The sequence below is a fragment of the Enterobacter asburiae genome (genome assembly GCA_011754535.1).
Taxonomy (GTDB): Bacteria; Pseudomonadota; Gammaproteobacteria; order Enterobacterales; family Enterobacteriaceae; genus Enterobacter; species Enterobacter cloacae_N.
On record JAAQVN010000001.1, the window covers coordinates 629,224 to 652,714 of the forward strand.

The 23,491-nt window shown below is 61.8% G+C and carries 22 protein-coding genes; 14 read left to right on the forward strand and 8 right to left on the reverse strand.

Annotated features, from left to right (window positions below; all coding sequences use genetic code 11):
• Positions 1–16 precede the first annotated feature (16 nt).
• The 3 genes from HBM95_02875 to HBM95_02885 are packed head-to-tail and all read right to left on the reverse strand — an operon-like array spanning position 17 to position 3,911.
• Positions 17–1,636 carry an MFS transporter gene (locus HBM95_02875; GenBank protein ID NIH41884.1) on the reverse strand — a complete coding sequence of 540 codons (1,620 nt, stop codon included), beginning with the start codon at positions 1,634–1,636 and terminating at the stop codon, positions 17–19.
• Positions 1,633–2,040, reverse strand: coding sequence for a DoxX family protein (locus HBM95_02880; GenBank protein NIH41885.1), 408 nt, complete (start codon positions 2,038–2,040; stop codon positions 1,633–1,635). Before HBM95_02880 ends, HBM95_02875 begins: the two co-directional genes overlap by 4 nt.
• A complete protein-coding gene (locus HBM95_02885) occupies positions 2,040–3,911 on the reverse strand; it encodes an amidohydrolase (protein ID NIH41886.1) in 1,872 nt (623 codons plus the stop codon). Before HBM95_02885 ends, HBM95_02880 begins: the two co-directional genes overlap by 1 nt.
• 219 nt (positions 3,912–4,130) lie before the next feature.
• Here HBM95_02885 and HBM95_02890 point away from each other — a divergent pair, with 219 nt between their 5' ends.
• The 5 genes from HBM95_02890 (at position 4,131) to HBM95_02910 (ending at position 11,353) form a co-directional block, all read left to right on the forward strand.
• Positions 4,131–4,817 (forward strand): hydrolase, encoded by a 687-nt coding sequence (locus HBM95_02890; GenBank protein ID NIH41887.1) that lies wholly within the window; start codon positions 4,131–4,133, stop codon positions 4,815–4,817.
• A gap of 61 nt (positions 4,818–4,878) precedes the next feature.
• Positions 4,879–5,100: a XapX domain-containing protein gene (locus HBM95_02895; GenBank protein ID NIH41888.1), complete on the forward strand. Its 222-nt coding sequence runs from the start codon at positions 4,879–4,881 to the stop codon at positions 5,098–5,100.
• Entirely contained in the window at positions 5,097–5,357 is a 261-nt protein-coding gene (locus tag HBM95_02900; GenBank protein NIH41889.1) for a XapX domain-containing protein, read from the forward strand. Before HBM95_02895 ends, HBM95_02900 begins: the two co-directional genes overlap by 4 nt.
• Before the next feature lie 23 nt (positions 5,358–5,380).
• Positions 5,381–5,761, forward strand: coding sequence for a response regulator (locus tag HBM95_02905; protein ID NIH41890.1), 381 nt, complete (start codon positions 5,381–5,383; stop codon positions 5,759–5,761).
• A gap of 9 nt (positions 5,762–5,770) precedes the next feature.
• Complete coding sequence (locus HBM95_02910; GenBank protein NIH41891.1) at positions 5,771–11,353, forward strand: AAA family ATPase; 5,583 nt, start codon at positions 5,771–5,773, stop codon at positions 11,351–11,353.
• A gap of 3 nt (positions 11,354–11,356) precedes the next feature.
• Here HBM95_02910 and HBM95_02915 read toward each other — a convergent pair whose 3' ends face one another.
• Positions 11,357–11,974, reverse strand: coding sequence for a response regulator transcription factor (locus tag HBM95_02915; GenBank protein ID NIH41892.1), 618 nt, complete (start codon positions 11,972–11,974; stop codon positions 11,357–11,359).
• Between the two features lie 178 nt (positions 11,975–12,152).
• Entirely contained in the window at positions 12,153–12,539 is a 387-nt protein-coding gene (locus HBM95_02920; GenBank protein NIH41893.1) for a glyoxalase/bleomycin resistance/extradiol dioxygenase family protein, read from the reverse strand.
• A gap of 81 nt (positions 12,540–12,620) precedes the next feature.
• Here HBM95_02920 and HBM95_02925 point away from each other — a divergent pair, with 81 nt between their 5' ends.
• From HBM95_02925 to HBM95_02935, 3 genes are all read left to right on the forward strand, one after another.
• Positions 12,621–13,391: a DeoR/GlpR transcriptional regulator gene (locus HBM95_02925; GenBank protein ID NIH41894.1), complete on the forward strand. Its 771-nt coding sequence runs from the start codon at positions 12,621–12,623 to the stop codon at positions 13,389–13,391.
• Between the two features lie 63 nt (positions 13,392–13,454).
• Positions 13,455–14,057 (forward strand): ATP-dependent Clp protease proteolytic subunit, encoded by a 603-nt coding sequence (locus HBM95_02930; protein ID NIH41895.1) that lies wholly within the window; start codon positions 13,455–13,457, stop codon positions 14,055–14,057.
• Positions 14,058–14,179: 122 nt separating this feature from the next.
• Positions 14,180–15,301: a cupin domain-containing protein gene (locus HBM95_02935; GenBank protein ID NIH41896.1), complete on the forward strand. Its 1,122-nt coding sequence runs from the start codon at positions 14,180–14,182 to the stop codon at positions 15,299–15,301.
• A gap of 496 nt (positions 15,302–15,797) precedes the next feature.
• Here HBM95_02935 and HBM95_02940 read toward each other — a convergent pair whose 3' ends face one another.
• The gene (locus tag HBM95_02940) at positions 15,798–17,216 is read right to left on the reverse strand and encodes a PLP-dependent aminotransferase family protein (GenBank protein ID NIH41897.1); all 1,419 of its coding nucleotides are present in this window, start codon (positions 17,214–17,216) and stop codon (positions 15,798–15,800) included.
• A gap of 176 nt (positions 17,217–17,392) precedes the next feature.
• Between HBM95_02940 and HBM95_02945 the strand changes: the two genes are divergently transcribed.
• Positions 17,393–17,554: a DUF1127 domain-containing protein gene (locus tag HBM95_02945; GenBank protein ID NIH41898.1), complete on the forward strand. Its 162-nt coding sequence runs from the start codon at positions 17,393–17,395 to the stop codon at positions 17,552–17,554.
• 40 nt (positions 17,555–17,594) lie between these two features.
• On the opposite strand, the gene HBM95_02950 is transcribed toward HBM95_02945, so the two are convergent.
• Positions 17,595–18,983, reverse strand: coding sequence for a PLP-dependent aminotransferase family protein (locus HBM95_02950; GenBank protein NIH41899.1), 1,389 nt, complete (start codon positions 18,981–18,983; stop codon positions 17,595–17,597).
• A gap of 101 nt (positions 18,984–19,084) precedes the next feature.
• Between HBM95_02950 and HBM95_02955 the strand changes: the two genes are divergently transcribed.
• A complete protein-coding gene (locus tag HBM95_02955) occupies positions 19,085–19,564 on the forward strand; it encodes a carboxymuconolactone decarboxylase family protein (GenBank protein NIH41900.1) in 480 nt (159 codons plus the stop codon).
• Here the strand turns inward: HBM95_02955 and HBM95_02960 are convergent.
• Positions 19,551–20,453: a LysR family transcriptional regulator gene (locus HBM95_02960; protein NIH41901.1), complete on the reverse strand. Its 903-nt coding sequence runs from the start codon at positions 20,451–20,453 to the stop codon at positions 19,551–19,553. The two genes, HBM95_02955 and HBM95_02960, sit on opposite strands and share 14 nt — an antisense overlap.
• A gap of 100 nt (positions 20,454–20,553) precedes the next feature.
• Between HBM95_02960 and HBM95_02965 the strand changes: the two genes are divergently transcribed.
• From HBM95_02965 to HBM95_02980, 4 genes are all read left to right on the forward strand, one after another.
• On the forward strand, positions 20,554–21,969 hold the full coding sequence (locus HBM95_02965; protein ID NIH41902.1) for an aldehyde dehydrogenase family protein: 1,416 nt from the start codon (positions 20,554–20,556) through the stop codon (positions 21,967–21,969).
• A gap of 75 nt (positions 21,970–22,044) precedes the next feature.
• Positions 22,045–22,368 carry an antibiotic biosynthesis monooxygenase gene (locus HBM95_02970; GenBank protein NIH41903.1) on the forward strand — a complete coding sequence of 108 codons (324 nt, stop codon included), beginning with the start codon at positions 22,045–22,047 and terminating at the stop codon, positions 22,366–22,368.
• Positions 22,361–22,756, forward strand: a complete 396-nt coding sequence (locus tag HBM95_02975; protein NIH41904.1) for an amino acid-binding protein — start codon at positions 22,361–22,363, stop codon at positions 22,754–22,756. Before HBM95_02970 ends, HBM95_02975 begins: the two co-directional genes overlap by 8 nt.
• A complete protein-coding gene (locus HBM95_02980) occupies positions 22,731–23,426 on the forward strand; it encodes a winged helix-turn-helix transcriptional regulator (GenBank protein NIH41905.1) in 696 nt (231 codons plus the stop codon). Before HBM95_02975 ends, HBM95_02980 begins: the two co-directional genes overlap by 26 nt.
• Positions 23,427–23,491: the final 65 nt, after the last annotated feature.

Genomic DNA, 23,491 nt, shown 5'->3' on the forward strand with positions numbered 1-23,491 from the left:
CAGGTGATTGTTATGTTTAAACCGGCGCGACCAGATAGCGAATTGCCGGTGATGTTGTGCCCTGATGAAAAGCCAGAACGCGGCTCTGCAGCAGGAGGTCATTCATGGTGTGGCGCTCCTGCTGGCGCAGATGCTCAATCCAGGAGCCCATCAGGAAGGTCTCGATAAACAGACCGGGGCGCTCAATATCCTCATACACCGCCCAGCTCATCGCCCCGGCGCGGCGGCGCACCCGGCGCAGCTCGTGTACCGCCTCCAGGAAGGCCTTCGTGTTCTGCGGGTCGATGATGTACTCGTGCGATACCAGCACCGGGCCGCGCTCGTTCGGCAGGTCAATCTCCACGCCGTCCAGCGGCTGGCCGCTGAGGTCGAGGTTCAGGTCCGGATCTTTGCCCAGCTTCCAGCGGAACACGGTGGCGCTCGCCAGCACCATCCCCAGCGTGGCGACAACCAGCGAGGTTGGGGTGCCGAACTGCGAGGCGATTTGCCCCCAGATGGCGCTGCCCGCGGTCATCGAGCCGAAGAATACCGTCAGGTAGACCGCCAGCGCGCGGGCCTTCACCCAGCGGGCGGCGCTGCGCTGCGCGCCGAGGTTGAGGGTGGAGAGCACCGCAATCCACGCGAAGCCGGTGAAGAACTCAAACAGGTTCAGCAGCCAGACGTGGCGCACAAACGCCAGCGCCAGCATGGTGAGGGCAAAGGTCAGGCTGGCGGCCACCATCAGGCGGTCGGCGTTCAGCCGCTGGCGCAGGCGCGGCAGCAGGATGGCTCCGGCAATCGCTCCAAGGCCAATGCACGCCAGCATCACGCCGTAGCCCGCCGGGCCTAAGCCCAGCTCGCGGCGCGCCACCAGCGGCAGCAGCGCCCAGCCCGCGCTCCCGAAAACGAAGAAGGCCACGGTGCGCACCAGCACGTTGCGCAGCACCGGGGCGGCGTGCACGTAGCGAATGCCGGAGCGCACCGCCGAGAAGAAGTGCTCCGGCGGCAGGCGCTGCACGGATGGCGCCGGACGCCAGCGCCACAGCACCCACGCCACGCCGACCACGGACAGCGCGTTCAGGGCAAACACCATCCACGGCCCGGCGAGCGACAGCAGAAAACCGCCCAGCGCGGGGCCAATCGCCCGGCTGATGTTCACCCCGAGCGAGTTCAGCGCCACGGCGGCACCCAGCTCCGGCTTGCTCACCAGATCGGGCACCACGGCCTGGAACGGCGGCGAGCTCATCGCCGCGCCCACGCTCAGCAGAAACGTCGCCACCAGCAGAACGGTAGGGGTAACGTGTCCGGTGAAGGAGAGCACCGTCAGTACGGCGGCGGCGATGAACACCCACAGCTGGGAGAAGAGCAGGTATTTACGTCGGTCGACGATGTCCGCCATCACCCCGGACGGCAGGGCGAAGAGGAACATCGGCAGGCTGCTGGCCGCCTGTACCAGCGCGATATCCAGCGGGTCGGCGCTCAGGGTCAGCATGCTCCAGTTGATGCCGACGTCGCTCATCCATGAGCCGACGTTAGAGACCACCGTGGCGATCCACAGCATGCGGAACACCGGCTGGCTCAGCGGCTGCCAGGGAGAAACCGTCGATGCGGGCGTCGTCTCGACGTGTGCGTCGCGAACGTCGTTAACCTGGGTCATGCGAACCTCTCCGTTGCCTTACGCTGTAGCCGCCACTGGCCCGGCCCGGTGAGGGCGAGGGTGGTGAAGATAATCAGCAGCAGCCAGCCAAACTGCCCTTCGGCAATTGACCAGTTCGGGTGGACCGCCAGCATCGCCACCAGCAGCACGGCGATAATCGGCAGGCACGCCAGGCGGGTGTACACGCCCGCAATGATCAACAGCGGGCAGATCACCTCAGCGAATATTGCCGGGATCAGGCTGGCGTAAGGCCCGAAGCCAAACGGATCTTCAATGCGCGTCAGCTCTTCGCTGAAGTGCAGCACCTTCGGCAGGCCGTGCACGTAGAGCAGCAGCAGGCTGCCGGTCAGGCGCAGGAAGAACAGCCCCAGGTCGACCCGGGGCGGCATAGTGGTGTTTTTCATCAGAATGCAAAGCAGCTGCAGCCCAGCGCCCCCCAGAAAGCGTTATCGTCGGACACCGGCATCTCTGACGTGCGGGCGAAATCATGCTGGTGGCTGTGAACCCCGCACGGGCCGCTGCAGTGGTGAATTGGGTTCATGCCAACGCGTGCGGCCTGCGGTGGCGCGCTGCGGTAGTGGCCCGGCACCTTCACCACCGGGGACCACTCGGGCAGAACCGGAATGGCCGGCGGCGCGAGCGGGCCAAAGCTGCCTGCGGCGTAGACGATATCGCCGTTGACCACCGTCAGGACGGATTCGATGCCCTTGATCTCCTCTTCCGGCACGCGGAAGTAGTCTTTGCTCAGTACTGCCAGGTCGGCGAGCTGGCCGACTTTGATCTGCCCTTTCTGATTTTGCTCGCTGGAGAACCACGCGCTGCCCTGGGTCCAGAGCATCAGGGCGGTGCCGCGATCCAGACGGGCGCTGTGATCGTACATCTGCATCCCGCCGACGGTGCGCCCGGAGACCAGCCAGTAGAGCGCGGTCCACGGGTTGTAGCTCGCCACGCGGGTAGCGTCCGTTCCTAAGCCCACCGGCACGCCGGTCTCCAGCATTTTCGCCACCGGCGGCGTGTGGCGGGTGGCTTCGATGCCGTAACGCTCGGCAAAGTACTCGCCCTGGAAGGCCATGCGGTGCTGCACGGCAATGCCTCCGCCCAGCGCTTTGATGCGGTCGATGTTGGCCTGGGTAACGGTTTCCGCATGGTCGAAGAACCAGTGCAGGCCGTTGAACGGAATGTCGCGGTTCACCTTCTCGAAGACGTCCAGCATGCGGCTGATGGATTCGTTGTAGGTGGCGTGCAGGCGGAACGGCCAGCGGTGCTCCACCAGATGGCGCACCACGCGCTCCAGTTCGTCCTCCATGCCCGGCGCGAGGTCAGGGCGCGGTTCGAGGAAATCTTCAAAATCGGCGGCGGAGAAGACCAGCATCTCGCCCGCGCCGTTGTGGCGGAAGAAGTCGCTGCCCTGGCCGGGCGTGAGCATGTCGGTCCATTTTTCAAAGTCTTCCAGCTCGTGGCCCGGACGCTGGGTAAACAGGTTGTAGGCGATGCGGATGGTCATCTGCTTTTTCTCGTGCAGCTCGGCAATCACCTCATAATCTTCCGGGTAGTTCTGGAAGCCGCCGCCCGCGTCGATGGCGCTGGTCAGCCCCAGGCGGTTCAGCTCACGCATGAACTGACGGGTGGAGTTGACCTGCTGCTCCAGCGGCAGCTTCGGCCCTTTGGCCAGCGTGGCGTAGAGGATCATGGCGTTCGGACGGGCAATCAGCATCCCGGTCGGATTGCCGTTGGCGTCGCGCTGGATCTCGCCGCCCGGCGGGTTGGGCGTGTCTTTGGTGTAGCCGACCACCTTCAGCGCGGCGCGGTTGAGCAGGGCGCGGTCGTACAGGTGCAGGATGAAGACCGGGGTATCCGGCGCGGCGTCGTTAATTTCGTCCAGGGTCGGCATGCGGCGCTCGGCAAACTGGAACTCGGTCCAGCCGCCCACCACGCGCACCCACTGGGGTGACGGCGTGCGCAGAGCCTGCTCTTTCAGCATCCGCAGGGCGTCGGCCAGGGACGGCACGCCTTCCCAGCGCAGCTCAAGGTTGTAGTTCAGCCCGCCGCGAATGAGGTGCAGGTGCGAGTCGTTCAGGCCGGGGATGGCGGTGTGGCCTTTTAAGTCGACCACTTTGGTGCCGTCGCAGTGGTGCTGCATCACCTCGGCGACGGTACCCACTTCCAGAAATTTTCCGTCGCGCACGGCAACGGCTTCCGCGACAGGATTTTCGCGATCGACGGTGTGAAACTGGCCGTTAACCAGAATGAGATCGGCTTTACCGAGGGTAACCATAACTGCTCCTGACTGAGAGGGGGAATGGTCAGGATTATGGGAACCGGTTTCGGCAAAGATCCAGTTATACAATAGGATAGGTATACCAAAGTATAACTATACCTAAGGTTAACTATACGAAGAGATAATTACGCGCGGCGACGGAAAACCGCAGGATGAGGGTGACTTTATCGTCGTGGCACTCACGGCGATTTCTACCCTTAACCACTGGAAAATGCTATGACCTCTTCAAAGCTCGAAGTGTTAACCCCTGCGAACTGTCAGGTAATCTTTATCGATCACCAGCCACAGATGGCGTTTGGCGTGCAGTCTATTGACCGCCAGGTGCTGAAAAACAACACCGTGGCGCTGGCGAAAGCGGCCAAAGTGTTCAACATCCCGACCATCATCACCACCGTTGAGACCGAAAGCTTCTCCGGTAACACCTATCCGGAGCTGCTGGACGTCTTCCCGGGCCAGGACATCCTGGAGCGTACCTCCATGAACTCCTGGGACGACCAGAAGGTGCGTGATGCGCTGAAGGCCAACGGCAAGAAGAAGGTGGTGGTTGCCGGCCTGTGGACCGAAGTGTGCAACAACAGCTTTGCCCTGTGCGCGATGCTGGAAGGCGACTACGAAATTTATATGGTGGCGGACGCGTCCGGCGGCACCTCCAAAGAAGCCCATGACTTCGCGATGCAGCGCATGATCCAGGCGGGCGTGATCCCGGTGACCTGGCAGCAGGTGATGCTGGAGTGGCAGCGCGACTGGGCGCGTAAAGAGACCTACACCGCGGTGATGGATATCGTACGCGAGCACTCCGGCGCGTACGGCATGGGCGTGGATTACGCTTACACCATGGTGCACAAAGCGCCGTCTCGCCAGAAGAGCGAGCACCGCACCTTAGCGCCTGTTCCGGCTCGCTAAGTTCCGCTGGCGGGCTGGTCCCTCATCCGGCTCGCCGCTGCCTCTTTCTCTGGAGTTCACAATGAGTACTGGGCTGATATCCCTTGCGGCAGGCGTGTTGATTGGCCTGATGTATGCCGTGCTGAAGGTGCGCTCCCCCGCGCCGCCCGCGCTGGCGCTGATTGGCCTGCTCGGGATGCTGGCGGGTGAACAGGCGACGCGCCATCTGTTATCCCGCGATGGCGCGCCGCCGCCTCAGGTGACGGTTCCGCAGGCCAACTCGCAGACGGGAGCGACCTCATGAAAGCATGGATAATTTCTCTGGTGTGCGGCGTGGGTGCTGGGGTAATTTACGCTCTGCTCGACGTCCATTCCCCGGCGCCGCCGGTTGTCGCCCTGCTTGGCCTGTTTGGCATGCTGGTGGGCGAACAGCTCATCCCGGTGGGACGGCGTTTACTGAGTCGCGAACCGCTTACCCTCGCCTGGTTTCGTCACGAATGCGTACCGAAAATCAGCGGCACGGCGCCCCCTGCGCCCGCGAAGGACGATCGCGACGTTTAATGATTTGTTTGAGGAAAGACAGCATGACGCTGCCGTGGCGCATTGCCATCATTGATGACGAACGTTCCGTCCGCAGCGGGCTGAGTAATCTCCTGGAGTCGGAAGGCTATGCCGCCGACACGTTTGATTCGGCAGAGGTATTTCTGAGCCATCCGCTCGCCCTGTCCGGCGCGGCGATGGTGATCGCCGATATCAAGCTGCGGGGCATGAGCGGCCTGGAGCTGTTTGAAAAGCTGCGGCTGCTGGCCGTTCCCCCGCCGCCGGTGATCTTTATCTCCGGTCATGCTGATGAAAATATGCAGCGGTACGCTCTCAGCCTGGGCGCCGCTGCATTTTTGCGTAAACCCATTAACATCGATATTCTGCTGGATCATATACAGCGGGAGCTGGCCCGCCGACGATAAGGATCGCGGATGAACGAACACGAGCAGCCTGCATTCTGGCCCGCCCAGGGGAATCTTCACCAGGGGCGGGTTTTTGTCCTTAAAGAGGATGTGATTTTTACCGTGCTGGCGCAGGAGGGCGGTATCTCCTGGATGAACGCGCGCCATCCCCATTCCGGCGGCTCGTTCATCATTGCCACCGCGGTGAGTGACGAAGAAGAGGAGCGGGCGACACGGCTGCTCAAAAACGAGTTTGCCCTGCGCGACGTGCTGCAGGATAGCTGGGCCATCCGCGCCGTCGCGTCCACCCAGTACCGGGGACGTTTCGCGCTGGTGTATGCGCCGTTTTCGTTTGAACTGCTGGCGCGGCGCGCGGGCAGGGCGATCTCGGGGATCTCGCGCTTTATCGAACTGGCGATCCAGATCTGCGCTCCCCTGCGCCAGATGCACCTGCAAAACCTGATCCACGGCGATATCAAGCCCGGCTCGATATTTGTTCATCACGATGGCGCCTGCCGTCTGGGCAGCTTTGGCCTCTCCTGCAGCCTCTCCGGCGCCTTTTCCCAGACCCGGCTTGCCGTTTCAGGCGGTACGCCCGCCTACATGTCGCCGGAGCACACCACCCGCACCCGGCGCCCCGTTGACGGCCGCAGCGATCTCTACAGCCTCGGCATGGTGCTGTATGAACTCCTGACCGGACGCCTGCCGTTTGAGTTGGGGGAGGACGATCAGACCAACTGGGCGCACTACCATATTGCCTCGGAGCCGCTGGCCCCGGACGTGATTCGCCCGGACGTGCCGGGAATGCTGTCCACTATTATCCTGAAGCTGCTGGAAAAGCACCCCGATAACCGCTACCAGACGGTCGACGGGCTGATTGCCGACCTCCGCCGCTGCCAGGCGACGCTGACCTGCGAGGGCGAGATCGTCGCCTTTACCCCCGGCCAGCAGGACCGCACCCCGGCGATCCATCTGGCGGACTCGCTGTTCGCGACGCATCCGCAGGCGAATGACGTCATTGCCGCGTTTGAGCGGGTGGGGCAGAGCCTGGTGCCGGAGCTGGTAACGATCGGCGGGCCGTCGGGGATCGGCAAATCGTCGATCATCGCGACGGCGCTCAAAACGCTGCAGCAGCGTAAGGTGCTGCTGGCGGTGGGGAAAGTCGATCAGTTTTCGCCGTCCCTGCCCTACGGCGTATTAAGCTCCGCGTTCCGCACCTTGACGCTGCACCTGCTGGGGCTGCCCGCAGACGAGGTGGCGAAGTGGAAAATCCGCCTCTCCCGCGCCCTTGAGGGGTACGAAGCGCTGGCCGTCAGCCTGGTGCCCGAGCTGGGCCTGCTGCTTGAGAGCAAGCCGCGCTTCTCGGCGGATACGTTTTCCATTGATGCCCGGGCGCGCTTCAGCCATATGGTGCTGGCCCTGGTGAAAACCTTTGCCACTCAGGGCTGCCCGCTGGTGCTGGTGCTCGACGATCTTCAGTGGAGCGACGCCGCCAGCCTGCATACGCTGAAACATCTGCTGGTGACCTGCGGCGCTATCCCGCTGCTGCTGGTAATCGCCCACCGCGATATCGGTTCGTTGTCCGAACCGACACTGCAACAGCAGCTGGCGAGCCTGCCGGAGGCAGCGCAAAACGCGACTGAAATTGTCCCGCAGGCGCTGTCCGTGAAGGCGGTGGCGCGCTGGCTGGCGACGATATTTCGCACCCGCAGCGCGGCGACGACCGACCTCGCCACGCTGATCCATGAAAAAACCGGGGGCAACCCGCTCTTTGTGCACGAGTTTTTCCGCCGCATCGTGGATGACGGGCTGGTGGTGCACAACAAATATCAGGATAAGTGGCACTACGATCTGCAGGCGATCCGCGCCCGACACTACACCGAGAACGTCGTGACTCTGGTGCTGGAGCAGCTTGAAGAGCTGCCCGACGAGACGCGCCGTCTGCTGGGCAGCCTCGCCTGCCTCGGCGGCACGGGCGAGATGGAGATGATATGCCGCGTGGTCGGCATGTCGATGGCGGAAATGCGCTATGCGCTGCACCCGGCGGTGATGGCCCAGCTCATCGTGCTGACGGAAAAAGAGTACGCCTTCACCCATGACAGGGTGCAGGAGGCCGCCTTTGCGCTGCTGGATCAGCATGAGAAAAGTCATCTTCACCTGACCACAGCCAGCCTGCTGGCCGACGCCGCGCGTCAGGCGGCGGGGAACGAACTGCTGTTCCGCGCCGTTCACCACGTCACGGCCGCGCTGGACAGCATTCAGCCCGCGCCGCAGCGGCAGATGTTCCGCGAGCTGAGCCTGCTGGCCGCGCGACGGGCGAAGCGCACGGGGGATTATCTTTCGGCGCTCGGCTATATCCAGACCGCCAGAGCGCTGGGCAACGCCGGGGCGGTGTCAGACTTCATGCTCGATATCGAAGAGGCGGGCTGCGAGTTTGCGCTGGGGCACCTGGAGCGGACCCGCGAGCTGTGTGACGCCATTCTCGGCTGCCCCGGCGGGCTGACCGAAAAGGCGCTGGCGGCCAACCTGCTGGTGGAAGTCTACACTCGCCAGTCGGACAGCCGTCTGGCGCTGGAGGCGGCGCTCTGCTGGCTGGGGATTTTTGGTATTCAGATTGGCCGTTATCCGGAAGATGCCGACTGTGACGAGGCCTGGGCGCTTTTTTGCAACCGCACGGGCGACGCGCCGCAAAATCTTTTTGCCCAGCTCTCGCGGATGGATAACCCGGAAACCGAAGCGGTGATGAACCTGCTCTACAGCGCCAGCATTTGCGCCGGCTTCATCTGCCCGCGTCTGCACTTTTTGCTGCTCTGCCGCATGATGCACCTGACGCTCGACCACGGCATCACCGGCGCCTCCACCACGGCGATGGCCTGGTTTGGCGTGCTGATTGGCCACCGCTACGCCGAGTATCGCCTCGGGTTCCAGTACGGCACCCTGGCCCGCGAGATGGTGAACCGCCACGGCTACGACGCGTTCGAAGCCAAAACCCTGCTGCCCCTCGACCAGCTCAGCGTCTGGACCCAGCCTTTATCGTTTACCATCGAGTGCGCAAAGGCCTGCTTCACCGCCGCAGTGACCCACGGGGATATGACGGTAGCCTGCTTTGCGGCCTGCCATCAGGTCATTAACTTCCTCTCGCGGGGCGATCATCTGGACGGGGTGTTGACCAGCATCGATCGTGGCCTGGCGTTTGTGCGTAAAACCCACTTCCAGGACGTTGAGACCATTTTGATGCTCCAGCGCACCTTCGTGGAGTTTTTGCGCACGCCGGTCATCGGTACCTGGACCGCGTCGCAGGCGCTGCCCGAGACGCTGCTTCCCGCGTCGCCGGAGCAGGCCCCGGAGCAGACCTCGACCATGCTGTTCTGGTACTGGCTCTACCGCGGCATGGCGCACTTTACCTGCGGCGAGTATGCCGACGCGCAGGCGGATCTCGAGATGGCAGGCTGGTACGCGTGGTCTGCGCCGGGGCACATTCATCTGCTGGATTACCATCTCTACAGCGCGCTGGCGCTCTCCCGTCAGCTGACGCCGGAGACGTTTTCGGCGAATCACCGCCGCAGCATCCACGCTCACTACGACAAAATCGCCCTCTGGGCGCGCGTTAATCCCGGCACGTTCGCGGATAAAGAGGCGCTGATCTACGCCGAAATCGTCCGTCTGGACGGGATGAACAGCATTGCGCTTGAGCAGTATGAGAAGGCGGTCCGGCTCTCCCGCGAGGGCGGGTTTAACCCGATCAACGCCCTGGCCCACGAGCTGGCGGGCCGCTTCGCGCTGGCCTGCGGCTACCCGACCGCGTCGGACGCCCACTTCCGCGGCTCGATTGCCGCCTGGGGCCGCGCGGGCGCGCAGGCTAAGGTACGCCAGCTGGAGCAGGATTTCCCGCACCTGCTGGCCTCCGGGCAGGCCAGCGCCTACGACACGGTGGCGTTCGCCCAGAATGAAACGATCCGCGATCTGCAGAGCGTGATCAAAGCTTCCCGCGCGCTGTCGGAAGAGATCAATCTTGAGCGCCTGATTGAAAACCTGATGACGATCCTGCTCGAACGCGCCGGGGCGCAGCGCGGTCTGCTGCTTCGCGTGAGTGATAATCTGATCCCGGAGATCGAGGCCAGCGCCTGGACCAGCACCGACGGCGTGCGGGTGCGGATCCTGAAAGACGTGCCGACGGCGACCGACATGCCGCTGTCGGTGCTGGCAGCGGTGATCCGCACCGGGCAGGAGATCCGCACCGGTAAGCCGGAGGAGTTTCATCCCTTCAGCCAGGATCCCTATCTGGTGACCTCGGGGGCGGCGGTTATGTGCGTTCCGATGTTCAAACAGGCGCGGCTGGTGGGCGTGCTCTACCTGGAAAACCGCCTGATGCCGGAGGTCTTCACCGCCGAGCACTCGCGCGTGGTTAGCCTCTTGGGCGCGCAGGCCGCGGTCTCCCTGGAGACGGCGCGGCTGTACGCCGAGCTGCTGGCGGAGAACATCCAGCGCCGCCGGGTGGAAAAAGAGCTACGCGCCAGCCAGACCTCGCTGATGCTGGGCGAGCAGATCAGCCACACTGGCAGCTGGCGCTGGGAGCTGGAGCAGGATCTGATGTTTGTCTCGGAAGAGTACGCCCGCATTCTCGGCCTGCCCGAGCAGCAAAAGATGATCTCCATGGCGGAGTTTTTGACCTTCGTTCACGAGGATGATTACGCCCGCATCAGCGCCATCGTCACCCAGAGCGTGCGCGACGGGCTCTCCATGCGCGCGGAGTTTCGCGTTAAGCGTCCCGACGGCTCTACGCGCTACATCCTCGGCATTGGCGATCCGGTGGGCGTGGGCAGCGAGGTGAACGAGTACTACGGCATCATCACCGATATCACCAGCCAGCGCGCCGCGGAGGATGCCATGCGGGTCGCGCAGGCGGATCTGGCGCGCGTTTCCCGGGCCACCACCGTCGGACAGCTGACCTCCTCCATCGCCCACGAGATCAACCAGCCGCTGATGTCCATCGTCTCGAACGCCGGGGCGAGCCTGCGCTGGCTCAGCCGCGAGCCCGCCCGGCTGGATAAAGTGCGTGAAGGGCTGGAGGAGATCGCCGCGGAAGGCGCGCGGGCGGGGGAGATCATTCGCAGCATCCAGTCCCTGACGCGCAAGCAGGATCCCACCTTCTCGCGCATCGACATGCACTACCTGATCCGCCATATCCTCACGCTCTCCCGCAGCGAGCTGGAGCAGCGACACATTAGCGTTGATTATCTGTTAAAGGCGCAGGACAGCTTTATCACCGGCGACAGCGTGCAGATCCAGCAGGTGCTGCTGAATCTGGTGATGAACGCGGTAGAGGCGATGGCCGAGGTGAAGGATCGCGCCAGCACCATTACCCTCAGCACCGGCAACGCGGACGGAAAAGTGATCGTCGAGATCGCTGATACCGGCAGCGGCATTGAGCCCGAGCGGCTGGAGCAGATTTTTGACTCGTTCTACTCCACCAAGCCGCAGGGGATGGGGATGGGGCTGACCATCAGCGCCAGCATCATCGAGCGACACTGCGGGAAGCTGAGCGCGCGCCGCCGGGAGCCGCACGGCACGGTGTTTACCTTTGCGCTGCCGCTGGCGGCGCAGGAAGGGTAAACGTTACTCCGCGGGCTGGCTTTTGGTCAGGCGCTCAACGGCCCTGACCAGCTCGGCCACGGAGCGCACCTGCATTTTTTCCATCACGCGGCGGCGGTGCACCTTCACCGTGATCTCGCTGACGCCCAGCTCGGCGGCAATCTGCTTGTTGAGCTTGCCGGTGATGGCAAGCTCAAGCACCTCGTGCTCGCGCGGCGTGAGGGACAGATGGCGCTGCTTCAGGGCGTAGTGCTCTTTATTGCGCGCGGCGTTGTGTTCCGCCAGCTGAAGCGCGGATTCAATGGCGTCGATAAGCGCAGTGGATTCGACGGGCTTGGTGAGAAATTCGTACGCGCCGCCTTTAATGGCGCGCACCGACATCGGAATAGTGCCGTGGCCGGTGAGAAAAATAATCGGGATCTCGCGCCCGCTGTCCTTGAGCGCGTCAGCCACCTCAAAGCCCGAGATGGCGGGCATTTGCATGTCGAGGATCACGCACGACGGCAGATCCTCAAAGCGATGCTGAAGAAACGTTTCTGCCGATGAAAAGCCGACGGCGTTCAGGCCCGCTGATTCCAGCAGCCCGATTACGGACTGCCTGACTGCGTCATCGTCATCAACCACATACACAATGTGTTCCATTCACCGCCCCGGTGCTGATTTAAATGTCGAGATGCAAACCGTCCCGGTGGGTACGTAAGGGACTGTTTATGCTGCCTTTCATCTTAACACATTAACTATCATTATCATTTAACAATATGATAACCATATGAAGTATAGCGAGCCGGGGCAGGGGCGGTGAAGGAGCGAAACGTTGTTTTTATGCACCGACAAGCTCAATGCGGTTGCCGTCCGGGTCCGCGATCACCGCTTCATAAAAGCCGTCTCCGGTCATGCGCGGGGCGCTGAGCAGCGTGCCGTTTGCCTGTGCCTGCGCTGCCATACGGTCCACCTGCGCTTTGCTGCCGACGTTGATGGCGATATGCGCCCAGCCGATAAACTCCGGGTGCGTGGGGGCGTCCGGCAGGTCCGGCAGCGTCATCAGCTCGATGGTCGGCCCGTCATCCAGGGTAATAAAGTGTGATTCGAAACCGGGGCGATTTTTACTGACGTAGCGTTCGTTGCTGCGGCCATTAAAAACCGTTTCCCAGAACTGAACCTGTGCGTTCAGGCTGCGGGTCCAGAGTGCGACATGTGCAATATTCATAGTTACCCTCGTTGTTTGTGTTGCGCGGTTATGCAACATTATGCGCATTGATACTCGATTAGACTTTTCAAAGGACTTTAAATGCTCGATTATGCAGCTTTTCCTGAACAGCGACAAGAGCGGATCCGACAGATCCTTCAGGAGAGCGGAAGGGTGGTCTGTACCGAGCTGGCGAGCCAGATGAACGTGTCCGAGCACACTATTCGCCGTGATTTACATGAACTTAGCAAAGAGGGCTATTGTAAAAAGGTCTACGGCGGCGCGGTGCTTCAGCTTCCGGATGCGGGCAGTTTTTTCAGCCGTGAGCAGAAAATAAGTGCAGAAAAGCACACAATCGCGCAGAAAGCAGCAACACTGGTTCAGGCAGGTGGGTGCATTTTTATCGACGCAGGGACAACAAACCTGGCGCTGGCAAAAGCCCTTCCGGCGGATCTTAACGTCACGGTGGTGACCAATTCTCCGGCGATTGCCGCGGAGCTGCTGCTGCATCCTCTGTGCGAGGTGATTGTCACCGGCGGGCAGGTCCAGCGAGCGTCCGGCGGAACGGTTGGCGCTACGGCGGCGAGCCAGATTCAGGACATTATCTTCGATCAGGCCTTTATCGGCGGCTGTGCGATGGATCCTGAGGCGGGGCTTACGGGGTTTGATTTTGCCGACTGCGAGTTTAAAAAAGCCGTGATTGCCCGGAGCACCCAGACCATTGTGGCCCTGACCGCAGACAAGCTTCCTGGCGTCGCGCGCTTTGTGGTAGCGAAGAGCCGCGACATTGACGTGCTGGTGGTGGAAGAGGGGATGGAGCAGGGCGTTTTTGACGCGCTGGCGGCGCAGGATGTTCGCATTGTGTGCGCCTGAGGACTTTCACGGGTAAAACAGGCTACACTCTGGTTTTGAGCGCGACAAGCTAAGGAAATAACAATGCACTACACACTGAAAGATAGCGACAAGGAAAAGGCGGAAGGGTCAAACGGCGCGGGCGCTCTGCAGCAAAAACTGCTGGAGTCTCGTTCGATTGTGATCTCCGGTGAGATCAACCAGGAGCTGGCGCAGAAGGTCATCACCCAGATGATCCTGCTGCAAAGCGTCAGCAACGATCCGATCAAGCTGTACATCAACAGCCAGGGCGGCCACGTGGAAGCGGGCGATACCATCCACGACTTCATCAAATTCATTCGCCCGGAAGTGCACGTCATCGGCACCGGCTGGGTGGCGAGCGCCGGGATCACCATCTTCCTGGCGGCGAAGAAAGAGCACCGCTACTCGCTGCCAAATACCCGCTTTATGATCCACCAGCCGCTGGGCGGCGTGCGCGGCCAGGCAACGGACATTGAGATCGAAGCGCGCGAGATCATCCGCATGCTGGATCGCGTGAACAAGCTGATCGCCGACGCCACCGGCCAGCCGCTGGAAAAAGTGAAAAAAGACACCGACCGCAACTACTGGATGTCTCCGGCAGAAGCGCTGGACTACGGCATCGTGGGTAAACTGATTACCCATTATGACGAGCTGAACCTGGATTAAGTTTTCGCGGCGTGTAGGTCGGGTGATACCCGACCTACACGCCCTCGTTTGACCCATGACAAGTTCCCCCTCTGCCTTCTTGCCTATAATCGCGCCTGTTTCCCCTCTCACTGGTGCTACCCATGGCGTATCAACTGAACCTGAACTGGCCGGAATTTCTTGAGAAATACTGGCAAAAACAACCCGTAGTGCTGAAAAATGCCTTCCCAAATTTTGTCGACCCGATTACCCCGGATGAGCTGGCTGGCCTGGCGATGGAGCCGGAAGTCGATAGCCGCCTGGTGAGCCATTTCAACGGCAAGTGGCAGGCCAGCAATGGTCCGTTTGAGCACTTTGACGATCTGGGCGAAACTGGCTGGTCGCTGTTGGCGCAGGCGGTGAACCACTGGCATATGCCCGCGGCGGAGCTGGTGCGTCCGTTCCGCGTCCTGCCGGACTGGCGTCTGGACGATCTGATGATCTCCTTCTCCGTGCCGGGCGGCGGCGTGGGTCCGCATATCGATCAGTACGACGTGTTTATCATTCAGGGGATGGGCAGCCGCCGCTGGCGCGTGGGCGACAAGCTGCCGATGCGTCAGTTCTGCCCGCATCCGGCGCTGCTGCATGTCGATCCGTTTGAGCCGATTATTGACGAAGATCTGGCCCCGGGCGATATCCTCTACATCCCGCCTGGATTCCCGCACGACGGCTTTACCCATGAGACGGCGCTCAACTACTCCGTTGGCTTCCGCGGGCCGAACGGTCGCGATCTGATCAGCAGCTTCGCCGATTACGCGCTGGAAAACGATCTGGGCGGCGAGCACTACAGCGATCCGGATCTGACCTGTCGCGAACACCCGGGCCGCGTGGAGCAGTACGAACTCGATCGTCTTCGTCAGATGATGATCGACATGATTAGCAAGCCGGAAGATTTCACAAAATGGTTCGGCAGCTTTGTCTCCACGCCGCGTCACGAGCTGGACATTGCCGCCGCCGAGCCGCCGTACGCGCCGGAAGAGGTACTGGACGCGCTGCAGGGCGGCGAAACGCTGTCTCGCCTGAGCGGCCTGCGCGTGCTGAACGTCAGCGGCAGCTTCTTCATCAACAGCGAGCAGCTGGAGACGGTGGACGCGAAGGCGGCGGATGCGCTGTGCCGCTACACCGAACTCGGCCAGGCCGAGCTGGGCGATGCGCTGAATAACCCGGCGTTTGTCGAAGAGCTCACCGGGCTGATTAACCAGGGGTACTGGTACTTCGACGAGTAGTGCGGCACGGTTTTCTCCCTCTCCCTGTGGGCTGAGGAATCCCCAGTAATGATTAAACAGAAGCAATAACGTTGTTTCAGAAAGATTGAAGACTTACAGCGACGCCCTGGTCCGGCTGTAAATCGCTGAGGCGTTTGCCTTCCGGCCGGGGCGAGGCGCAGGGATGCGCCGAGAGGGCGGGCTTTACAGGGACGTTACCTCCGCCCGTACCCGATAAGCCGGAAGGAATAAGCCGAGGGCACCGCGAAGCGGCGATTTACCGCCGGGAGCCCGGGTCGCCAGGGTGGTGGCGACTGAGCCACCCTGGCACGTTCACCGGTCATGTCGTTACAGAGTAGCAAGGAACATAAAGTGAACGGAATGACCACCAGAGCTGTATGTTCCCCCTCACCCCAGCCCTCTCCCTCAAGGGAGAGGGGGTCGTCCGTGCTGGCATTATTTTGTGGGGATCCCTCAGCCCTGTGGGAGAGGGCCGGGGTGAGGGCATCAGGCCGCACTAGCCCTCCTCCATCGCAATCACAATCGCCTCGCCCATCTTCTTCAACGCTTCACGATTTTTCTCCGTCGGCGGCAGCGCCACGTTGATCCGCAAACAGTTGCGGTACTTCCCGGAGGCGGAAAACAGCGACCCGGCCGCGGCCTGGATCTTCAGCCGACACAGCTGCTTGCTGACGCACACCATGTCGACCTTCTCCGGCAGCTCAATCCACAGCAGGAAGCTACCCTGCGGGCGCGTGACGCAAATCTCTGCCGGAAAATACTGCCGCACCCAGCAGGTGTAGGTTTCCATATTCTGCTGATAAATCTGGCGCATACGGCGCACGTGGCGATGGTAATGCCCGTCGCGAATAAACGCCGCCACCGCCATCTGGGTGCCCGGCACGTTAAACCCGCCCGCGGCGTATTTCATGTGCATCACCCGGTCGTAATAGCGCCCCGGCACAATCCAGCCGACGCGCAGGCCCGGCGCCACGGTTTTGGTAAATGAGCTGCAGAGGATCACGCGGCCGTCGATATCCATCGAATGAATAGTGCGAGGGCGCGGGTACTCCGCCGCCAGCTCGCCGTAAATGTCATCCTCCACAATCACGATATCGTGCCGCTGGGCGAGGGCTAACACCTGCTTTTTCCGCGCTTCGGGCATGATAAAGCCGAGCGGGTTATTGCAGTTGGGCACCAGGATCACCGCCTTGATCGGCCACTGCTCCAGCGCCAGCTCTAACGCCTCGATGCTGATCCCGGTCTCGGGATCGGTAGGAATTTCAATCGCCTTGATGTCAAACCCGCGTAGCATCTGCATGGTGCCGTGGAACGACGGCGATTCTACCGCCACGATGTCCCCCGGTTTACACACCGAGAGCAGGGCGATCGACAGCGCGCCGTGGCAGCCGTTGGTGATGACAATCTCGTTCGCCGCCACGGTAGAGCCGCTGTCCAGCATCAGGCGGGCGATCTGCTCGCGCAGCTCCAGGCGCCCGTCGAGCACGTCATAGCTCAGCATCTCGCTCGGGTTATGCTGCGCGATACGGCTCATCTCGCGCCACAGGGGCTTCAGGCTCGGCTGATTCACGTCCGGCGAGCCGCCGCCGAAGGAGATCATCTCTTTGTCGGCGCGGGCGTCCAGCAGCATCATCACCTCGTCCCACTGGGTGACGTCCACCGGGCGCTGAACCGGGCGGGTCATGGCCGGGACAGGCGGCTGGGCCTTGCGCTGCGAGACAAAATAGCCGGAGCGCGGCTGGGGTGTGATGAGCTGGAGGTTTTCGAGGATCTGGTAGGCCTGCTGTATGGTGCTGATGCTCACGCCGTGCTCCTGGCTCAGCGCGCGCACCGACGGCAGACGTTCGCCGCTGCGGTACAGCCCTTGTTCAATGCGTTCTGCCAGAAGGTTGGCCAGATGTTGATAGCGCGTCATGCTGTATCCTTTGTTTTCACCATACAGATTATAAAACCAGTACAGATTGCCGTAAAAATTGGTATGCAGATACTGTTTTAGCGGATCTGTATGTTAAAAAAAAGTTGTTTTTGAGTCTGTATTGCACGGGCCGATTTCCAGGATGATAACCCTACTGGCACAGCGAGGAGAGCATCATGGAATTCTACGAAAACCGTTCAAAACGTCCGTTTATTGTGTTTGTCTGGATCGGCAAAACGATCTGCAGCTGGTATCGCATCAACCGTACCCGCCGCATCCTGAGCCAGATGAGCGACGAGCAGCTCAAGGACGTTGGGTTATCCCGCAATGATATTTAAACCACAGGCCGGGTAAGGCGTAGCCGCCACCCGGCGATGTTCAGTCCAACAGCGCAAGCGTCTGCCGCTTCGGCCTTTCCAGCAGCTCAACCGCCTCTTCATACGTCCGCACGTTGTTATAGCCCATCACCAGCCCGTAGCGTTTGCCCGACCCGCGATACCACTCCGAAAGCGCGTTCACCTGCAACTGCTGTTCCTGCCAGCAGCGCGCCACTTCCCGGTCACAGCTTCCTTTGGTCAGGAACGCCACAACATGCATTCCGCCGTCGTTTTGCTCGGTGAAAAACAGATCGCCATACACCTCGCGCAGGGCGGCAATCATCCAGTCGCGGCGGGTCTGATACAGCGCGCGCATCTTTTTCAAATGACGGAAAAAATGCCCTTCGTTGAGAAACGCGGTGAGGATCTTTTGCGTCAGCACCGGCTGGCCGCTGGTGGTAATGTCCGCGCAGTCGGTAAAAGCCCCGACGGTGCTGGCGGGCATCACCACGTAGCCCATGCGCAGCGAAGGCATGATGGTTTTACTGAAGGTGCCCATAAAAATCACCCGGTCATGCCGGTCGAGGCTTTTCAGCGACGGCAGCACTTTGCGGGTGTAGTGAAACTCTCCGTCATAATCATCTTCGATGATCCACGCTTCGTTCTGGCTGGCCCAGTCGAGCAACTGCTGCTTGCGCGGCAGCGAGAGCGTCACCGCCAGCGGGCTCTGGTGCGACGGGGTGACGATGGCAAAACGCGCGTCGCGATGGTGACGGAGCAGGTACTCGGTATCGATACCCGAACGATCGACCGGCACGGTGTGCAGGCGCGGCACGATCCGCTTGAGCAATTGCTGGCCCATAAAGTAGCCCGGATCCTCAAACACCACCTTGTCGCTGCGGCTGGCGAGGGTGTCGAGGATCAGCCGCAGGCTGCCGCTGTAGCCGCTGGTGATCAGCACCTGTTCGGCGCTGCAGGACAGCCCACGTGAAATGTTGAGATAGCTGGCGATGGCCTGGCGCAGCGGATACCAGCCCAGAACGGGCGGGTTGAGCATCTCCTCCTGACGCATGGCGCGAGTCGCCTGGCCCGCCAGCAGCAGCCATTTTTTATACGGGAAGCTGTCGAGGGCGGGTATGCCGGGGCGCAGAAACCCCGCCCGCTCGCGCTGGCTGATGAGCGATGCCGGAAGCGCTCCGGTGGGCTGTTCCGCAGGGGCAGGCTTATCTGGCAGCAGTAAATCGGGGTTAACCCGCGTGCCGCGCGCGCCCTGGCTCACCAGATACCCTTCACCTGTCAGAATGGCATACGCCGTTTCGACGGTTTTACGCGCCACCTTCAACTCTTCCGCCAGCACGCGGATGGCAGGCACCTTATCGCCCGGCTTCAGCACCCCGCGCGTGATGTTGTCGCGATAGCGGGTATAAATCTCGTGATAGCCCGGCTTCATGTCCTACCTCATTTCACGCTTTTTGTATCTTTTTACTATGTCATGAACGGCGTAGATTTGCTTCATCGCATGACACATGCCGCACAAAAAGAGGAAAGACAATGAGCACTCGCGTTAACCACCATAAAGTTACACCTGCCCTCGCCAACGCGCTGTCTGCCCTGAGCATGGAGGTGGCAAAAACCTCCATCGACCCGGCGCTGAAGCATCTGATCGACATTCGCGTATCGCAGCTGAACGGCTGTACCTTCTGCCTGGATATGCACTCGAAAGAGGCCAAAATTGCCGGCGAGCGCGAGCTGCGCCTGTACCATCTGGCGGCCTGGCGCGAGTCCCCGCTGTTCAGCGCCCGGGAGAAAGCCGCGCTGGCCTTCACCGAAGCGCTGACCCAGATTGGCGTTCACGGCGTGAGCGACGCGCTGTACCGCAGCGTGGCGGAGCACTTCTCGGACGTGGAGATTTCAGAGCTGAACTTCGCCATCGTGGCGATCAACGCCTGGAACCGTCTGGGGATCACCTCCCGCATGGCGCCGGGCTCGCTGGACGCGGCTTACGGGCTGAATAAGGCTAACCTGGAATAGTTCCGCGCTCGCGGATCATCGCCACCAGCGCCCGTAATCCCGGCGGGACGTGGCGATGGCCGGGGTAATACAGGCGTAGCCCGGCAAAGGGCTGCGCCCAGTCGTTTAAAACGCTCACCAGCTCTCCATTCTCAAGTTCTTCCCGGATATACAGTTCCGGCAAAAATCCTACCCCTAATCCCGCCTTTACGGCGCGGATCGAGGCAAAAAGATCGGATGTCGCAAAGCGCGGCGGTACGGCAAGGGCGTACGTTTCCCCCCGACGCGCCAGCTCCCAGCGGTAGATCCCGCCGTGGGCCATGCGCATGCCGATCCCCTGATGTGAAAGCAGATCGTCCGGCGTCTGCGGAATGCCGTGACGGGCAAAATAGTCCGGCGTGGCGGTGACCAGCTGGCGGATCTCCCCGGTCAGCGGCACGGCGATCATATCCTGCGGCACGGACTCTTCGAGGCGGATCCCCGCGTCATAGCCTTCCGCGACGATGTCGATCATCCTCGCTTCGCTCACCGTTTCCACGCGCATCTTCGGATAGCGGATCATAAAGTCGATCAGCAGTTGGTCCAGAAACAGGGTGCCGATATGGTTCGGCACGTTCAGACGCAGCGTGCCGGCGGGTTCCCCGGTGTCGCTGTGGATCTCCTCGCCGGCGAGACGGATCTCCTGCAGGGCCGGGCCGATACGCGCCACGTAGCGCTGTCCGGCGTCGGTGAGCGCCACGCTGCGGGTGGTGCGGTTAAAGAGGCGGCTATCAAGGCGGCTCTCCAGTCCGGCGATGGCGTTACTGACCGCCGTGGCGGACATGCCCAGCTCCTGCGCCGCGCCGCGAAAGCTGCCGCGCCGCACCACCGCCATGACCACTTCCAGCTCTGTCAGACCTGAACGATGCATAGATTATCCTGAAAATCGAAACAACCCTTGCAGCATAGCGTGGATTATCGCAACGGAGAAGCCGTGCCAGACTGTGCTCACACAGCCTGAGGAGGTTTATATGCACACCATCGAACAGATCTTTATTAACGGCGAATTTGTTACCCCGCACGGCACCGAGTGGTTTGATTTGTACAACCCGGCGACGGCGCAGGTTATAGGGCAGGTACGTCTGGCGGATGAGGTTGACGCAGAGCGCGCCGTTGCGGCGGCAAAAGCGGCGTTTCCGGCGTGGTCGAAGACCACAAAGCAGGAACGCATCGCGGCGCTGAAGCGCATGCACGCCGCCGTGGCCGCTCGTCACGACGATCTGCTGGAAGCGGTCATCGAAGAGTACGGCGCCCCAGCCTCGCGCTCGGCGTGGATGGCCAGCTATCCGACGGAAGTGATTGCTCAGGCCATTGAGGCGCTGGAGGCGTTTGAGTTCGTCACCTCCGCAGGCGCTGCAACGGTGCAGATGACGCCGCTTGGGGTAGCCGGGCTTATCACACCCTGGAACAGCGACGCCGGGTTTATCTGCGGCAAGCTGGCGGCCGCGCTGGCGGCGGGCTGCACGGCGGTCATCAAGCCGAGCGAAATGAGCGCCCTGCAAACGCAGATTGTCACCGAAGCGCTGCGCGACGCCGCCCTGCCGCCGGGCGTGTTTAACATCGTCACCGGACGCGGCGAGACGGTAGGTGAGACCATCAGCCGCCATCCGGACGTGGCAAAAATCTCGTTTACCGGCTCCACGAATACCGGCAAAGCGATCCTGCGCAATGCGGCGGAGAGCTTTAAGCGCGTAACGCTGGAGTTAGGCGGTAAATCGCCGACCATCCTGCTGGATGATGTGGATCTGGCGCAGGCGATCCCGCTGGTGATTCAGGCCGGGTTTATGAACAGCGGGCAGGCGTGCGTGGCCGGAACGCGTATTCTGGTGCCGCAGGCGCGTAAGGCGGAGATTGAAACCGCGCTGGCGCAGGCCGTCGCTGCAGTGAGATCCGGCGACCCGCGCGACAGCGCGACGGACGTCGGCCCTATGGTCAGCGAAAAGCAGTGGCTGCGGGTGCAGGGCTATATCCGTAAAGGCATCGAAGAGGGGGCGCATCTGCTGGCGGGTGGTGAAGGGAGACCGGACGGGACGCGAGACGGCTGGTTTGTGCGCCCGACGCTGTTTACCGACGTGAACAACCGGATGACGATCGCCCGTGACGAGATTTTTGGCCCGGTGCTGTGCGTCATCCCCTATCGTGACGAGGCGGAGGCTGTTGCGATTGCCAACGACACGGACTACGGCCTGAGCGCGATGGTGCTGGGCAGCGATGCGGAGCGCGCGCGCCGCGTAGCGCAGCAGATTGTCTCCGGTCGCGTGCTGGTGAACACCCTTGCCCATGAACCGAAAGCGCCGTTCGGCGGGTTTAAGTACTCCGGCGTGGGGCGCGAGATGGGCGAGTGGGGGATTAGGGCGTTTATGGAGCCGAGGTCGGTTCTGGGCTAAAACTTCGCTCTTTACCGAAGCATTGTGCTTTTCCATCCCGCATTCTCTCCTCAACATCACAGCGGAGAGACCCTCATGATCGCAGTCATTTTCGAAGCCAAAGCCGCGCCTGCCCATCAGGCGCGCTACCTGCAGCTTGCCGCAGAGCTTAAGCCTTTGCTGGCCGACATCGACGGCTTTATTGATATCGAACGGTTCCAGAGCCTGACGACCGACGGCAAAATCCTGTCCCTTTCCTGGTGGCGGGATGAAGAGGCCGTCCGCCGCTGGAAGCAGAACGTTTTCCATCAGGCGGCGCAGGCCGAAGGGCGGGAGTCGATTTTTACTTTCTACCGTATTCGGGTGGCGCAGCTGGTGCGGGAATACAGTTCCGAAACCGGAGGGCACGCGGATGTATGACGTTCACGTGATTTTCAGCGACAGGCCCGGCGAGCTGGCGCGCTTTGGAGAGCTGTTGGGGCGCAACGGCGTGGGGCTTGAGGGCGGCGGCGTATTCGGTACCGATGCCCATTTCCTGGTGGAGGACGGGGAAAAAGCCCGCCGCGTGTTGATGGAGGCCGGGTTTATCGTGCAGGCGGTGTGCAGGCCGGTTATCAGAAAACTCAAGCAGGAGCGGCCCGGCGAGCTGGGTGAAATTGCGGCGGCGCTGGCGGCACGCGGCGTGTCTGTTCTTACCCAGTACAGCGACCATGCAAATCACCTTATTCTGCTGACGGATGATGATAAGCTGGCCGCAGAGATCACCGAACCCTGGGCGGCACATGTTAAAGACAAGCTTACCGACTGATAACAGCGTGGCGCTGGAACAGGCCATCGCGGCGGTGGCGGCGGCAATGGCCGATCCGTCGCGGGTGAAGATGCTGTGCGCGCTGATGGACGGGCGAGCATGGACCGCCACCGAACTGAGCACCGCGGCAGACGTCGCCCCGTCGACCGCCAGCGGGCATCTCGCCCGGCTGGTGGAGGGAAAGTTGATTACCTGCCTGTCTCAGGGGCGGCACCGCTACTATCGTCTGGCGGGGCACGACGTGGCGGAGTTGGTCGAACAGATGATGGGGCTCTCCTGGAGCCGCATTGCGCCGCCGGAAACCACCGCGCCGAAGGCCATGCGGGAAGCGCGGACCTGCTACGACCATCTTGCCGGAACGGTCGCGGTGCAAATCTATGATTTCATGCAGGCAGAAGGCTGGCTGGAGTCAGACGGTTCAGCGCTCACACTGCATGGCCGGGAGCGGTTTATGAAGCTTGGGATTCCGATAAATTCTCAATCCCGTCGCAAGGCCTGCTGCGCCTGTCTGGACTGGAGCGAGCGGCGGTTTCATCTTGGCGGTGAGGCGGGCGCGGCGCTGCTTATTCATCTGGAAAGCAAAGGGTGGATACAGCGGGTGCCGGGGTACAGGGAGGTGGTAGTGACGGCGTCGGGGAAGGGTGCTATCACTCGCCATTTTAGCCGCTAAGCGCCGCTGTGTGAGGGATGCACGGACGGCTCCCTCTCCCTTGAGGGAGAGGGCTGGGGTGAGGG